The sequence below is a fragment of the Sphingomonas sp. 179-A 2A2 NHS genome (assembly GCF_045371305.1).
Classification (GTDB): domain Bacteria; phylum Pseudomonadota; class Alphaproteobacteria; order Sphingomonadales; family Sphingomonadaceae; genus Sphingomonas.
In genome coordinates, this window is the sequence record NZ_JBIQDE010000005.1 from 313360 (window position 1) to 326846 (window position 13487).

The following is a 13487-nucleotide window of genomic DNA, read 5'->3' on the forward strand; positions in this document are numbered from 1 at the left end:
CGCTTGGCTAGCAGGCGGGTGCCATGGGTGCCACGCAACATTTGTTTGCTGCACCGCCGGAAAAACCGCGCACTTGCGAGGTTCCGGCGGCGCTCAGCATCATGTCACTTGGCCTGCTTCTTGGCCTTCGGCTTCGGCTTGGGCTTGTCCTTGGCCGGTGCCTCGCGCGGGAACAGCACTGCGGCAACCCCGATCGCTACCGCACCGACGCCGGCAGCCGCACCCACGATCCGGCCGAGCGACCAGCCCTCGGCATCGTCCGATGGCTGCGACGTTTTGGCCGCCGTCTTCACCAGCGCTTCGGGCTCTCCCGTCTTCTCAGGCCCGCTATTCTCAGGTCCCGTTGCCTCGGGTGCAGCGGCGACCGGGATTTCCGATTCGGTCGGCGCGTGCGGCGGTTCCTGGATCGGGAAGGGGGACTGGTTACCGGGGGGTACGGGCGGCGTGTGAGACATCGTCATCCTCTTGCTAGAAATGAATGAACGCCGCTGGCCGACAGCGGCTCCCGCTCAATCGAACAGTCCATCCTGGCTTCCGCTCGGCGGATCGAGCCCTAGGTGCTTCCATCCGCCGGCATTCAGCACGCGTCCGCGCGCCGTCCGCGCGACGAGGCCGAGCTGGATCAGATAGGGCTCGATCACTTCCTCGATCGTGTCACGCGGCTCGGAAAGCCCCGCCGCCAGCGTCTCCACGCCCACCGGGCCGCCGCGATAGATATCCGCGATCATCGTCAGATAGCGCCGGTCCATCGCATCAAGGCCAAGCTTGTCGACTTCCAGGCGGTTGAGCGCCCGGTCCGCCGCCACGGCATCCACCTCGATGACGCCGGCAACATTGGCGAAGTCGCGCACCCGGCGCAGCAGCCGTCCGGCAATGCGCGGCGTGCCCCGCGAGCGGCGCGCCACTTCCGCCGCTCCATCAGGCGCAATGTGCAGGTCGAGCATCGACGCGGCACGCGTCACGACGCGGGTCAGCTCCTCCACCGTATAGAATTGCAGCCGGATCGGGATGCCGAACCGGTCGCGCAGCGGCGTCGTCAACAGCCCCTGCCGCGTCGTCGCGCCGACCAGGGTGAAGCGCGGCAGGTCGATCCGCACGCTGCGCGCCGACGGCCCCTCGCCGATCATGAGGTCCAGCGCGCGATCCTCCATCGCCGGGTACAGCACTTCCTCGACCGCCGGCTGCAGCCGGTGGATCTCGTCGATGAACAGGACGTCGCCATCCTCGAGGTTGGTGAGCAGCGCCGCCAGGTCGCCCGACTTGGCGATCACCGGGCCCGATGTCGCGCGGAAGCCGACGCCCATCTCGCGCGCCACGATCTGCGCCAGCGTCGTCTTGCCCAGGCCCGGCGGGCCGAAGAACAGCACATGGTCCAGCGCATCGCCACGCGATCGCGCCGCCTCGATGAACACGCGCAGATTGTCGCGCGCCGCGGCCTGGCCGACGAATTCGTCCAGCCGCTTGGGGCGCAGCGCCGCATCGGCGTCCTCGGCCCGGCGCGCCGGCGTGATCAGGCGATCCTCGTCACTCATTGCCGGCTCGATACCGCAGTTTCGCCGGCACGCCAGCGCCGCTTGTCATCACCCTGGCGCAGCGCACCCCGCTCACTTCGCCGCCTTGCGCAGGGCGAGGCGGACAAGTGCGTCCAGCGTCGCGCCGACACCAAGCTCGTCCTCCGCCGCCGCCACCGCCGCGCTCGCCTCCGCCGGGCGGAAACCCAGGTTGAGCAACGCCGATACCGCGTCTCCGCTCGCGCCCACCGGCGCCACCTGCGCGGCCGCCGCAGGGCCCAGCGTGATCCCGCCGGCCTTGTCCTTCAGCTCGCGCACGATCCGCTCGGCAAGCTTCGGGCCGACGCCATTGGCGCGCGCCACCATCGCCTTGTCCTGCGCCGCGACCGCGCGGTTGAGCTCGGCCGGCTCCAGTGCGGACAGGATCGCCAGCGCGACCCGCGCGCCAACGCCCTGAACGCCGGTCAGCAGGCGGAACCAGTCGCGCTCGTCCGCACTGGCAAAGCCAACCAGCCGCTGGAAATCCTCGCCGACGAGCATCTCGGTATGCACCATCACTGCCTCGCCGACGGGGCCGAGCGCCGCGAGCGTGCGCGACGAGGCACCGACGAAATAGCCGATCCCGCCCACCTCGATCACCGCATGGTCGGCGGTCGTGCTGTGGAGCACGCCCTTTAGATAGGCGATCACCGGCTGCTGTCCGTCATGGATCGGGGCAATAGCGGGTCCGCCAGTGGCGGCCAACACCCGCGCGGGCGGGCCATCGCCTCAGTCGTGCCGCGCCCGCCGCATCATCCCCGCCGCGCTCGCCTGGTGATGCGCGTGGCAGATCGCCACCGCCAGCGCGTCCGCCGCGTCAGGCCCGGCAAGCTTCGCGCCCGGCAGCAGCACGCCCATCATCGCCTGGATCTGCCGTTTCTCCGCGCCGCCGGTACCCACCACCGCCTTCTTCACCGTGGAGGGATGATATTCGCCGATGGTGAGCCCGGCGCCAGCCGCGGCCAGCAGCACCACGCCCCGCGCCTGGCCCAGCTTCAGCGTCGACTGGGCATTGGTATTGCCCAGCACCTCTTCCACCGCCGCGCCATCGGGCCGCTCCGCCCGGATCACGTCGATCAGCGCATTGTAGAGGTTGGCCAGCCGCCGCGGCAGCGGCATCGACGGATCGGTGCGAATCTGCCCGTTGGCGAGATGCCGCAACCGATTGCCCTCGGCCGCGATCACGCCCCAGCCGGTGGTGCCAAGACCCGGATCGAGGCCAAGGATGATCATCGCCGGGCCATCAGCCCAGCTTCGCCATCACCTCGTCGGAGACTTCGTAATTGCCCCACACCTGCTGGACGTCGTCGTCATCGTCCAGCGCGTCGATCAGCTTGAACAGGGTCGCCGCGTCGCTTTCGTCCACCGCCACCATGGTCTGCGGCCGCCACGCGAGCTTCGCGCTTTCCGCCTCGCCCAGCACTGGCTCCAACGCCTTGGCGACTTCGTGGAGATCGCCCTGCGCGGTCCAGATCTCGTGGCCGTCCTCGCTCGACGTCACGTCCTCGGCACCCGCCTCCAGCGCCGCCTCGAACACCTTGTCCGCGTCGCCCGCGCTCGCCGGATAGTTGATCAGGCCCATGCGATCGAAGCCGTGGCTGACGGAGCCGGACGCGCCGAGGTTGCCGCCGTTCTTGCTCACCGCGGTGCGCACGTTCGTCGCGGTGCGGTTGCGATTGTCGCTCAGCGCCTCGATGATCAGGCTGACGCCGCCGGGGCCGAAACCCTCGTAGCGGATTTCCTCGTAATTCTCCGCGTCGCCGCGGCTCGCCTTGTCGATCGCGCGCTGGATGTTGTCCTTGGGCATCGACTGCGCCTTGGCGGCATTCACCGCGGCGCGCAGGCGTGGATTCATGTCCGGATCAGGCAAACCCATCTTTGCCGCGACGGTGATTTCGCGGGAAAGCTTCGAGAACATGCCCGAACGCTTCTTATCCTGTGCACCCTTGCGGTGCATGATGTTCTTGAACTTGGAATGACCTGCCATGTGCGCGCCTCTAGCGCCGGATATGTGCCCTGCTCAAGTCGCTGCGCTCATCCGCCGTTGCCTTTTTCCGCCACCATTGCCTCGATCCGCGTCAGTCGCGCGATCACACCCTCGTCCATCTTGCGATGCAGCCGCAGGATTTCCAGTTCCGCCCGAAGGTTGGTCTCGTAATCCAGCGCGGCGGTCAGCCGGTCCTTCGCCGCCTGCCGGTTCTGGCTCATCATGATGACGGGTGCCTGCACCGCCGCCAGCGTCGACAGCATCAGGTTGAGGAAGATGTAGGGATAGGGGTCGAACACCAGCCCCAGCCGCCCCAGCACGTTGCTGTTCAGCACCATCCAGCCCAGCAGCACCACGGTGAAGGTGCCGATGAAGCCCCAGGAGCCGCCGACGGCCGCCACCCGGTCGGCCAGCCGCTCGCCGAATGTCGCCTGTTCCTCGGCAACGTCGGACGCATCGCGTACCCCCGTCGTGCCCGACGCGATCGCCGACAGGACCCGCCGTTCCTCCTCGTCGAGCGCCGACGATGGCTTGCCGAGCAGGTGCCGCGCCAGCTCGTCGAGGTCCGCCCTGTGCTCCTGCATCGCGCATTCTCCGGCTACCTCGTATCGCTATGGCGGCGCTGGCATTTTCGCAAACATCTTCCCCTGCTGGCCGGTTTCGGCCAAACGCACGCCCATGACGATAGCGGTGGACATGGGCGCCGATGCCTCGGGCGCGCCGGTCCTGATCGACCTTGAGGAATTGCTGGCCACCCGATTGCTTGTTCAGGGCAATTCGGGCTCGGGAAAGTCGCACCTGCTGCGCCGCCTCCTGGAGCGGTCGGCCGGCCAGGTGCAGCAGGTGGTGATCGACCCGGAGGGTGATTTCGTCACGCTCGGGCCAGCCTACGGCCATGTCGTGGTCGAGGCGACGGACTATTCGGAACGCGAGATCGCGCGAATCGCCGGCCGCCTGCGCGAACACCGCGCGTCCGTGGTGCTCAGCCTCGAAGGGCTGGAAGCGGAGGGCCAGATGCGCTGCGCCGCCACCTTCCTCTCGGCGATGTTCGATGCCCCGCGCGAACACTGGTATCCCGCGCTCGTCGTGGTCGACGAGGCGCAGCTCTTCGCCCCCACCACCGGCGGCGAAGTGGCCGAGGACGTGCGCCGCGCGTCGCTATCTGCGATGACGAACCTCATGTGCCGCGGCCGCAAGCGCGGCCTCGCCGGCGTCATCGCGACTCAGCGGTTGGCGAAGCTCGCCAAGAACGTCGCCGCCGAAGCGTCGAACTTCCTGATGGGCCGCACCTTCCTCGATATCGACATGGCCCGCGCCGCCGATCTCCTCGGCATGGAGCGCCGCCAGGCGGAGGCGATCCGCGATCTGCCGCGCGGCACCTTCCTCGCGCTCGGCCCCGCGGTCTGCCGCCGCCCGCTGACGGTGAAGATCGGCGCGGTCGAAACCAGCGCGCGCAGCGGCAGCCCGAAGCTGACGCCGCTCCCCTCCGCCCCGCCGGCGGACCTGCAGGAACTGATCTTCGCCGCACCGGAGCCGGAGGCCGCGCCCCAGCTGCCGATGGCGTTCGAAGCGCGCCCGCGCCGCGTACCGGCGGACGAGATCATCGCCGACATGGCCCGCCCCGCGCCCACAGCGCTCCCGTCGGAGCCGGAACGCACGCCGGAGGAAATTTTGGCGATCGTCGCCAATGTGCTGCAGGCGATCGTCGAGGATCCCGAATCGGCCGGACGCCCGGCATCGGTGCTGTTCCAGGATTTCCAGGTCCGCTGCCGCATGCAGGGGCTCTCGCGCTCGGGCGTCGACCTCGGCGATTTTACCCGCCGCCTGTCGTGCGCGCGGGCCGGCATCTTCGACATCCACGATCCGCAATGGGCGGAGGCGATCGCGCTCGCCGGCGCCTTGCCGGACGAGATGGTCGGCCCGTTCCTGCTCGTCGCCAAGGCCGCGCGCGAAGGCTCCCCCTGCCCCAGCGACGCCGCGCTGGCCCGAACCTACGGCACGTCCTCGCTCGGCCGCGTCCGCCGACTAATGACCTATATCGAAAGCCGCGATCTCATCATCACCCGCACCGATCTGTCGGGGAAGCGCTCGATCACCATCGCCCGCCTGGGCTGGACCACCGCCGCCGCGGAAGCCGCCTGAGGCGCGCGCACGGCTAATTCCCTCGAACCGGCCACCCCTTCCACGTTGGAACAGGGGAAGGGGCCGCCCCGGCATCGAATCAAAGCATGCCAAGCGCCTGCATGTAGGTTTCGAGGATCGCTTCCTCTTCCTGATATTCCTCGCGCTTCTTCTTGCGGATCGACATGATCTTCTTGATCGCCTTCGGGTCGTATCCGCGGCTCTTCGCCTCGGCGAACACGTCCTTGATGTCGTCCGCGATGCCCTTCTTCTCTTCCTCGAGCCGCTCCGCGCGCTCGATCAGCAGGCGCAGTTCTTCGGCTGCCACCTGGCCGCCACCCATGCCCTCACCACGTTCCTCGACCATCGAATATCCCCATGAAATTGAAGCGCCGCCAGCCTCGCGCGGGTGACGTGCGAGTGGCGGAGCAATTGATCGTGTCGGTTGCGGCGGCGGCCTTTATGGAAAGGCGCCGCCGCGATCAAATCTTATGCGATCAGCCGCTATTCACCGATGCGGCGGGCGACGGCGCCATTGCGCATCACGAAGCGCACGCGCTCCAGTTCGCGCACGTCACCAAGCGGCGAGGCGTCCACCGCGATGATGTCGGCATTCTTCCCCGGCTCGATGCTGCCGATCGTGGTGCCCTGGCCCAGCACCTCCGCGGCGGTCAGCGTCGCGCTGCGGATCGCCTCGGTGGGGCTCATCCCCACCTTGTCGACCAGCAAAGCAAATTCGGTCCCGTTCTCGCCATGATGGGAAACACCGCTGTCGGTGCCGAAGGCGAAGCGCACGCCGGCCTTGTAGGCCTTGCGATGGCTTTCCTGCATCGCCGCGGCGGCCGCTTCCGCCTTGGGGATGGTCGCGGCCGGCAGCGCCCCGGCGCGCGCCTGCGCCAGCGCGGCCACGGGCGCGATCTCGGTCGGCACCAGATAGGCGCCCGTGCGCCGCAGCAGCGCGATCGTCTCGTCGTCGAGGAAGCTGCCATGCTCGATCGTGTCGACGCCGGCGAGCAGCGCCGCCTTCGTGCCCTCGGCCGCATGGCTGTGCGCGGCAACCTTGCGGCCAAGCCCGTGCGCGGTGTCGACGATCGCCTTCATCTCCTCGGGCGTGAAGGCGCGGCCAAGCCCGCCGGACACGTTCGACAGCACGCCCCCTGTCGCGGTGATCTTGATCACCTGTGCGCCAAGGCCAACCTGGCGCCGCGTCGCGCGGACGCAGTCGTCGACGCCGTCGCAGGTATTCTCCACCGTCGGCGCGATCGCATGGGCGAACGGTTCCGCAATGCCGTTCAGCGGGTCGCCATGCCCGCCGGTGACGGAAATCGGCGCGCCCGCGTTGATGATCGTCGGTCCGTCGACGTCGCCGCGCGCGATCGCATCGCGCAGCGCCCGGATCGCGCGCGGATCACCGCCCAGGTCGCGCACCGTGGTGAAGCCGGACCGCAGCGTCGTACGCGCATTGCCCGCGCCATAGAGCAGGTCGTCGGCCTGTTCGGTGTTGAGCGCGGTCAGGCGCGCGCGCATCGGATCGCCGCCGATGCCCAGCAGATGGACGTGAAGATCGATCAGGCCCGGCAGGACGAACTTGTCCTTGAGGTCGATCAGTTCCGCGCCCGGTTCCGGCGCCACGAAGCCGTCGCGGATTTCGGCGATCTTGCCGGCGCGCACGATGATCGTGCTGTTGGCGCGCGGCGGCTGGCCCGCGCGGGCGAGCAGCGCGCCGGCATGGATGTAGCTGGTCTTCTGCGCCGCGGGCACGGATGCAGCGGGTGCCGTCGCGACCGGCGTCGCGCCTGCGGCCTCGGCCGGTGCTGCTGCCGGGCTTGCGGTCTGCGCCGCCGCCGGTGCGGCCGCCATCACGCCGGCTACCATCGCAATCGTTCGAATCATTGCCACCCCCCGTTTGCGCCGCCCGCTGCGGGGGCGTCATTCGGCAAGCGGCCTAGAAGAAAGTGCAGGGGCGAAACAAGCGCGCTGCTCGCCCCGACACCGGCGAATCGCGTTCAGGCGGCGTTCTTCGCCACGCTTTCCTCCATCCGGCGCAACTGCTCGGGCGTCGCCTCCGCCTGATGCTCCGCCTTCCACTGCGCATAGGGCATGCCGTAGATCGCCTCGCGCGCCTGATCCTTGGACAGGTCGCCCGCCTCGCCGATCCAGTCCGACAGGCAGTTGCGGCAGAAGCCGGCAAGGCCCATCAAGTCGACATTCTGCGCGTCGGTCCGGTGCCTCAGATGCCGCACGAGGCGGCGAAAGGCCTCGGCTGCCGCGTGGTCGTCGATCGCGTCGATCGGGTCCATGTCATTCTCCACGGTTGATCCGGTGGAGATAGAGGCTAGGGCCGGCCGCGGCAAAGCCGAGGAACGAATATCATGACCAGAGCGATCAGCCCCCGCAGCCGCAAGGTACGCGTGCTCGCGACGTTGGGCCCGGCAAGCAACACGCCGGAAATGATCTCGCACTTGTACGAGGCGGGTGCCGACGCGTTCCGCATCAACATGAGCCACGGCGATCAGGCCTCGAAGGTGGGCGTGATCAAGGCGATTCGCGCGCTGGAAAAGAAGTTCGGCCGCCCCACGACCATCCTCGCCGATCTGCAGGGGCCCAAGCTCCGCGTCGGCCGCTTCGTCGATGGCCGCGTCGTGCTGTCGCAGGGCGCCACCTTCACGCTCGATCGCAATCCTGACCTTGGCGATTCGACCCGTGTCGAGCTGCCGCACCGCGAGATCTTCGAGGCGATCGAGCCGGGCGCCCGCCTGCTGCTCGACGATGGCAAGCTGGTGCTGCGCGTCACCGAACACGATGCCGATCGCATCGTCACGCGGGTCGAGATCGGCGGCCCCTTGAGCAACAACAAGGGCCTGAACGTCCCCGACGTCGTCGTGCCCATGGCGGCGCTGACCGACAAGGATCGCTCGGACCTTGCCTTTGCGATCGAGGAAGGCGTCGACTGGATCGCGCTTTCCTTCGTGCAGCGGCCCGAGGATCTCGCCGAGGCGCGCAAGCTCATCGGCGGCCGCGCCGCGCTCCTCGCCAAGATCGAGAAGCCGGCCGCGATCGAGCGGCTCGAGGAAATCGTCGAGATGTGCGACGGCGTCATGGTCGCGCGCGGTGACCTCGGCGTCGAACTCCCGCCGCAATCGGTGCCGCCACTGCAGAAGCGCATCGTCGAGACGGCGCGGCGTCAGGGTCGTCCGGTAGTGGTCGCGACGCAGATGCTCGAATCGATGATCACCTCGCCCTCGCCGACGCGCGCCGAGGTGTCGGACGTCGCGACTGCGATCTACGACGGCGCGGACGCGATCATGCTCTCGGCCGAAAGCGCGGCCGGCAATTGGCCGGTCGAATCGGTCGCGATGATGAACGCGATCGGCGAGGCGGTGGAACGCGATCCGATGCACGGCGATCGCGTGCGCTTCACCGTCACCCGCCCCGATCCGACGACCGCGGACGCGCTGGCGGAAGCGGCGAAGAACATCGCCATCACCATCTCGGCCCGGGCGATCATCTGCTTCACCACCTCGGGCTCCACCGCGCGGCGCATCGCGCGCGAGCGGCCCTCGGTTCCGCTCCTCGTGCTGACGCCCAGGATGGAGACGGCGCGTCGCATGGGCCTCCTGTGGGGCACCCACGCGGTCCACACCCGCGACGTCGATTCGTTCGAGGAGATGGTTGCCAAGGCCAAGCGCATGGCGCTGCGCCACCGCATCGTCGAACCGGGCGACCGGGTGATCATCACCGCGGGCGTCCCCTTCCGCACGCCCGGCTCCACCAACGTGATCCACGTCGTGCGCATCGTGGGTGACGAACTGAAGGGTTACGGCTGATCCGGCGCCGGGCGGCCGCGGGTCGCCCGGCCGCGGCTAGTCGAGCAGCCCGAAGCGCCTGAGGTCCGCGCGCAGCGTCGCGGCGTCCGTGAACAGCACCGCATGCATGCCGACGGCCGCCGCGCCGTCGACATTGTCCTGCCGATCATCGACGAACAGCGCCTCGTCCGGCGCCAGGTCGAAGCGCTTCAGCGCCAGTTCGTAGATCGGCGCATGCGGCTTCACCAGCCGCTCCGCGCCCGATACCACGATGTCGCGGAAATGGCCGAACATCGCCGCTTCCTGCGCGCGGAACGGCGCGAAGAACTCGTCGGAGAAGTTGGTGATCGCGTAGAGCGGCACCCCCGCGTCATCCAGCTCAGCGACCAGTTCGGGCATCCCCGCCACCGGCCCCGGGATCTGTTCGGAAAAGCGCGGCCCCCATTGCGCGATCAGATGCGCATGCTCGGGATATTGCGCGCTCAGCTCCGCCGACGTTTCCGCGAACGGCCGCCCGGCATCATGCTGGAAATGCCATTCCTTGGTGCACACGTCGCGCAGGAACGCGTCCAGCGCCTCATCATCGGGGATGAGGCGCCGGTAGAGGACCCGCGGGTCCCAATCGTACAGGACGTTGCCGATGTCGAAGACGACGGCAGTCGGCCTCGACATGACGACAGCCGCTTGAATCAGCCCTGGCGGGCCTTGAAGCGGCGGTTCGTCTTGTTGATGACATAGGTCCGGCCGCGACGACGGATGACGCGGTTGTCGCGATGGCGGTCCTTGAGCGACTTCAGGCTGTTGCGGATCTTCATGGCGGATTCGCTTCTTTATAATAGGCGTGATCGGAAAGCGTGCGCGCCTAGTGCCACCCCCCTTGCAAGTCAAGTCGGAGCGGGCGACAGCGCCGTGCGTTGAGGTTGCGTAACAACAGGGGAATTGGCGATGCGCAAGGGATTGATCATGATCGGCCTGGCTGCCGCCCTGGGCGGCTGCGCCACCGGCCCAAGCCGTTTCCCGGTGCAGGCAACCCGCTATCACTTCAACGCGATGACGGATCGCGGCACCATCGCGGTGGAGCCGCTCGCCGGCAGCGGCATGGCCAGTATCGAGTACAAGACCTATGCCGCCGCCGTGGAAAGCGAGCTGCTGCGGCTCGGCTATACGCCCCCGCCGCCCGGCACGACGCCCCAGTTCCTCGCCACCGTCTCGTTCAGCCGAGTCGCACGGCCGCTGCCGCCGCGCCGCTCGCCGGTGTCAATCGGCCTTGGCGGCGGCGGGATCAGCGGCGGGCGCGGCGGCGGTGTCGGGCTCGGCGGCGGCGTCAGCTTCCCGGTCGGCGGGTCAGGTGCCGGCGAAGGCATCCTCACCGAGCTGTCGGTGCGCATCCGCCACGGCGCCGACGCCGTCTGGGAAGGCCAGGCACAGTCGCTGACCGACGCCAGCGCCGCCGATGCGGATACGCCCGCCATCGCGCGCCGGCTCGCCCGCGCGCTGTTCACCGGCTTCCCCGGAGAGAGTGGGCGCACTATCCAGGTGCCATGAGTCTCAGCATCAACGCCGCCTTCGACAGCGGCAATATTCGCCTCGTCGCGATCGATGGCGATCGGGTCGATCTGGAGATCGTCAAGGATCACCAGTCCGATTTCTTCCAGTGGTTCTACTTCCGCGTCGCCGGCCTCGGCGACGCGGTGGGGGCCAATGCGGGCGGGCCCCGCCGCCTTACCTTCCGCATCCTCAACGCCGCGCAATCAGCCTACCCCTTCGGCTGGCCCGGCTATCGCACCCGCGTCTCCACGGATCGGCGCGAGTGGCGGATGATCGAGACGCGCTATGTCGATGGCGTGCTCGAATTTGATTGGTCGGGCGACGCGCCGATCGCCTGGTTCGCCTATTTCGCGCCCTACACGATGGAGCAGCACGCCGATCTCGTCGCGCGCATCGCCGCGCGCCCCGGCGTCACGCATCGTGAACTCGGCACCACGCTCGATGGCCAGGCGATCGACTATTTCCGCCTCGGCTCGGGGCCCAAGCAGGTGTGGCTCTACGCCCGCCAGCATCCGGGCGAATCGATGGCGGAATATTGGATGGACGGCGCGCTCGACTGGCTCACCAGCCCCGCCGCCGCCGCGCTGCTCGAGGCCGCGACGGTGCATGTCGTGCCGAACATGAACCCGGATGGCACGCGCCGTGGCCATTTGCGCACCAATGCCGCCGGCGTGAACCTCAACCGCGAATGGCACGCCCCCTCGCTCGATCGCAGCCCGGAGGTGTTCCACGTCCTCGCCGCAATGGACGAGAGCGGCGTCGATTTCGCGATGGACGTCCATGGCGACGAGGCGATCCCGGCGAACTTCATCGCCGGCTTCGAAGGCATCCCCTCGCTCACCCCGCGCCAGAGCGAGGCATTCCTCCAGTTCGGCCAGCGACTCGCCGCGCACACGCCCGATTTCCAGACCAAGCTCGGCTATGATGTCGCGCAGCCCGGCCGCGCGAACCTGTCCATGTCGACCAACCAGGTCGCGGAGCGCTTCGGCGCGGTCAGCGTCACGCTGGAGATGCCGTTCAAGGATCACGATCCCAATCCGGATCCGGTCCACGGCTGGTCGCCCGAGCGCTCGGCGAAGCTTGGCGTCGCGTGCCTCGAAGTGATCACCGGGATGATCGGAGAAGTGTGATGGAAATGCGCGAAGGCGGCCTCGACGATCCCCGTGTCGTGGCGCTGATCGCGCACCATCTCGCCGAGGCGCGCGGCACGACGCCAGCAGACAACGCTCACGCGATGGGTGCCGAGGCGTTGCGCCGCCCCGACATCAGCTTCTGGGCCCTGTGGGAAGGCGAAATGTTGCTCGGCATCGGCGCGCTGCGGCAGCTCGCGCCCGATCATGGTGAGATCAAGTCGATGCGCACCGCGCCCGGCCATTTGCGCCGCGGCGTCGGCCGCGCGATCCTCCACCACCTGGTGTCGCTCGCGCGCACCCGCGGCTATTCCCGCATCAGCCTCGAAACCGGCACCGCGCCGATGTTCGACGCTGCCAACCGGATGTACGAGGCCGCCGGCTTCGTCGATGGCCCGGTATTCGGCGGCTATCCCGAAAGCCCGCACAACCGCTTCATGACGCTCGCGCTGTAGCGCCTGCGGGAGAGCTTGCGCCTCCCGTGCGTTGCACCCCCCGGCGCATCGCGCGGCAGGGGGATGAGGGCATGGGCACGATGTGGGCGGCTGGCTTCTGGGGCGCGGTCGGCGGCTCGGCGCTGATCCTCGGCGCTGCCATCGCCTGGTTCGCCTCGCTGCCGCAGCGGCTGATCGCCGCCGTGATGGCGATCGGCGCGGGCGTGCTGATCTCTGCGGTCGCCTTCGATCTGATGGACGAAGCGCTCGAACAGGGCGGCTTCGGCTCCACCGCGCTCGGCTTCCTAGCCGGCGCCGCGCTCTACACCGCCGCCAATGTCGTCATCTCGCGCCGAGGCGCGCGCCACCGCAAGCGCTCCGGGTCCAATCCTGATGAACGCCAGGCGCATGCCAGCGAAGGCTCCGGCACGGCTATCGCGGTCGGCGCGCTGCTCGATGGGGTCCCGGAATCGGTCGTCATCGGCGTCAGCCTGCTCGGCGGCGGCAAGGTCAGCGCGGTCACCGTCGCCGCCGTCTTCCTGTCGAACGTGCCCGAAGGCCTGTCGAGCGCGGCGGGCATGAAGAGGGCCGGCCGCAGCGCCGCTTACGTCTTCGGCGTGTGGGGCGGGATCGCGCTCGCCTCGGGCCTCGCCGCGATGATCGGCAACGTCGCGCTGGCCGGCACAAGCCCCGCCGTCATCTCCACCGTCACCGCGCTCGCTGCCGGCGCGATCCTCGCGATGCTGGTCGATACGATGATCCCGGAAGCGACCGAGAAGACTCACGAATTCTCCGGCCTCATCGCCGTCACCGGCTTCCTCCTCGCCTTCATCCTCTCCAAGTCCGGCGGCGGCTGACGGTCGAACTGTCCGGGTCGTAAATGGATCTTCCTTGACCAGAACGAATGGTGC

At 68.6% G+C, this 13487-nt stretch carries 17 protein-coding genes; 6 read left to right on the top strand and 11 right to left on the bottom strand.

What is annotated here, in order from left to right:
• Positions 1-104 precede the first annotated feature (104 nt).
• The 6 genes from ACH0AE_RS13415 to ACH0AE_RS13440 all read right to left on the bottom strand — a co-directional run bounded on the left by ACH0AE_RS13415 (position 105) and on the right by ACH0AE_RS13440 (position 4121).
• Entirely contained in the window at positions 105-455 is a 351-nt protein-coding gene (locus tag ACH0AE_RS13415) for a hypothetical protein (RefSeq protein WP_406875795.1), read from the bottom strand.
• 54 nt (positions 456-509) lie between these two features.
• Positions 510-1532 (bottom strand): Holliday junction branch migration DNA helicase RuvB, encoded by a 1023-nt coding sequence (gene ruvB, locus ACH0AE_RS13420; RefSeq protein WP_294442129.1) that lies wholly within the window; start codon positions 1530-1532, stop codon positions 510-512.
• Positions 1533-1604: 72 nt separating this feature from the next.
• Positions 1605-2201, bottom strand: coding sequence for a Holliday junction branch migration protein RuvA (gene ruvA / locus ACH0AE_RS13425; RefSeq protein WP_294442128.1), 597 nt, complete (start codon positions 2199-2201; stop codon positions 1605-1607).
• Positions 2202-2279: 78 nt separating this feature from the next.
• A complete protein-coding gene (ruvC, locus tag ACH0AE_RS13430) occupies positions 2280-2783 on the bottom strand; it encodes a crossover junction endodeoxyribonuclease RuvC (protein ID WP_294442127.1) in 504 nt (167 codons plus the stop codon).
• A 10-nt stretch (positions 2784-2793) separates the two neighbouring features.
• Positions 2794-3537, bottom strand: coding sequence for a YebC/PmpR family DNA-binding transcriptional regulator (locus ACH0AE_RS13435; RefSeq protein WP_294442126.1), 744 nt, complete (start codon positions 3535-3537; stop codon positions 2794-2796).
• Positions 3538-3584: 47 nt separating this feature from the next.
• Positions 3585-4121, bottom strand: a complete 537-nt coding sequence (locus tag ACH0AE_RS13440) for a DUF1003 domain-containing protein (protein ID WP_406875796.1) — start codon at positions 4119-4121, stop codon at positions 3585-3587.
• Positions 4122-4215: 94 nt separating this feature from the next.
• On the opposite strand from ACH0AE_RS13440, the gene ACH0AE_RS13445 reads away from it, so the two are divergent.
• Positions 4216-5679: an ATP-binding protein gene (locus ACH0AE_RS13445; RefSeq protein WP_294442124.1), complete on the top strand. Its 1464-nt coding sequence runs from the start codon at positions 4216-4218 to the stop codon at positions 5677-5679.
• 79 nt (positions 5680-5758) lie between these two features.
• On the opposite strand, the gene ACH0AE_RS13450 is transcribed toward ACH0AE_RS13445, so the two are convergent.
• The 3 genes from ACH0AE_RS13450 to ACH0AE_RS13460 form a co-directional block, all read right to left on the bottom strand.
• The gene (locus ACH0AE_RS13450) at positions 5759-6001 is read right to left on the bottom strand and encodes a DUF2312 domain-containing protein (protein ID WP_227771924.1); all 243 of its coding nucleotides are present in this window, start codon (positions 5999-6001) and stop codon (positions 5759-5761) included.
• 161 nt (positions 6002-6162) lie between these two features.
• Complete coding sequence (locus ACH0AE_RS13455) at positions 6163-7551, bottom strand: amidohydrolase family protein (RefSeq protein ID WP_294442123.1); 1389 nt, start codon at positions 7549-7551, stop codon at positions 6163-6165.
• A gap of 113 nt (positions 7552-7664) precedes the next feature.
• Complete coding sequence (locus ACH0AE_RS13460) at positions 7665-7958, bottom strand: DUF1244 domain-containing protein (protein ID WP_294442122.1); 294 nt, start codon at positions 7956-7958, stop codon at positions 7665-7667.
• A 72-nt stretch (positions 7959-8030) separates the two neighbouring features.
• Between ACH0AE_RS13460 and pyk the strand changes: the two genes are divergently transcribed.
• A complete protein-coding gene (pyk, locus tag ACH0AE_RS13465; protein WP_294442121.1) occupies positions 8031-9485 on the top strand; it encodes a pyruvate kinase in 1455 nt (484 codons plus the stop codon).
• A 36-nt stretch (positions 9486-9521) separates the two neighbouring features.
• On the opposite strand, the gene ACH0AE_RS13470 is transcribed toward pyk, so the two are convergent.
• Both ACH0AE_RS13470 and ykgO read right to left on the bottom strand, forming a co-directional pair.
• On the bottom strand, positions 9522-10136 hold the full coding sequence (locus tag ACH0AE_RS13470; protein ID WP_294442120.1) for an HAD family phosphatase: 615 nt from the start codon (positions 10134-10136) through the stop codon (positions 9522-9524).
• Between the two features lie 17 nt (positions 10137-10153).
• Positions 10154-10279 (bottom strand): type B 50S ribosomal protein L36, encoded by a 126-nt coding sequence (ykgO, locus tag ACH0AE_RS13475; protein ID WP_003046794.1) that lies wholly within the window; start codon positions 10277-10279, stop codon positions 10154-10156.
• A gap of 130 nt (positions 10280-10409) precedes the next feature.
• On the opposite strand from ykgO, the gene ACH0AE_RS13480 reads away from it, so the two are divergent.
• From ACH0AE_RS13480 to ACH0AE_RS13495, 4 genes are all read left to right on the top strand, one after another.
• Entirely contained in the window at positions 10410-11009 is a 600-nt protein-coding gene (locus ACH0AE_RS13480; RefSeq protein ID WP_294442119.1) for a hypothetical protein, read from the top strand.
• The gene (locus ACH0AE_RS13485) at positions 11006-12142 is read left to right on the top strand and encodes a M14-type cytosolic carboxypeptidase (protein ID WP_294442118.1); all 1137 of its coding nucleotides are present in this window, start codon (positions 11006-11008) and stop codon (positions 12140-12142) included. The genes ACH0AE_RS13480 and ACH0AE_RS13485 overlap by 4 nt, the downstream gene beginning before the upstream one ends.
• Positions 12142-12597, top strand: a complete 456-nt coding sequence (locus ACH0AE_RS13490; protein ID WP_406875797.1) for a GNAT family N-acetyltransferase — start codon at positions 12142-12144, stop codon at positions 12595-12597. Before ACH0AE_RS13485 ends, ACH0AE_RS13490 begins: the two co-directional genes overlap by 1 nt.
• A gap of 71 nt (positions 12598-12668) precedes the next feature.
• Positions 12669-13433: a ZIP family metal transporter gene (locus tag ACH0AE_RS13495; protein WP_294442116.1), complete on the top strand. Its 765-nt coding sequence runs from the start codon at positions 12669-12671 to the stop codon at positions 13431-13433.
• Positions 13434-13487 lie beyond the last annotated feature (54 nt).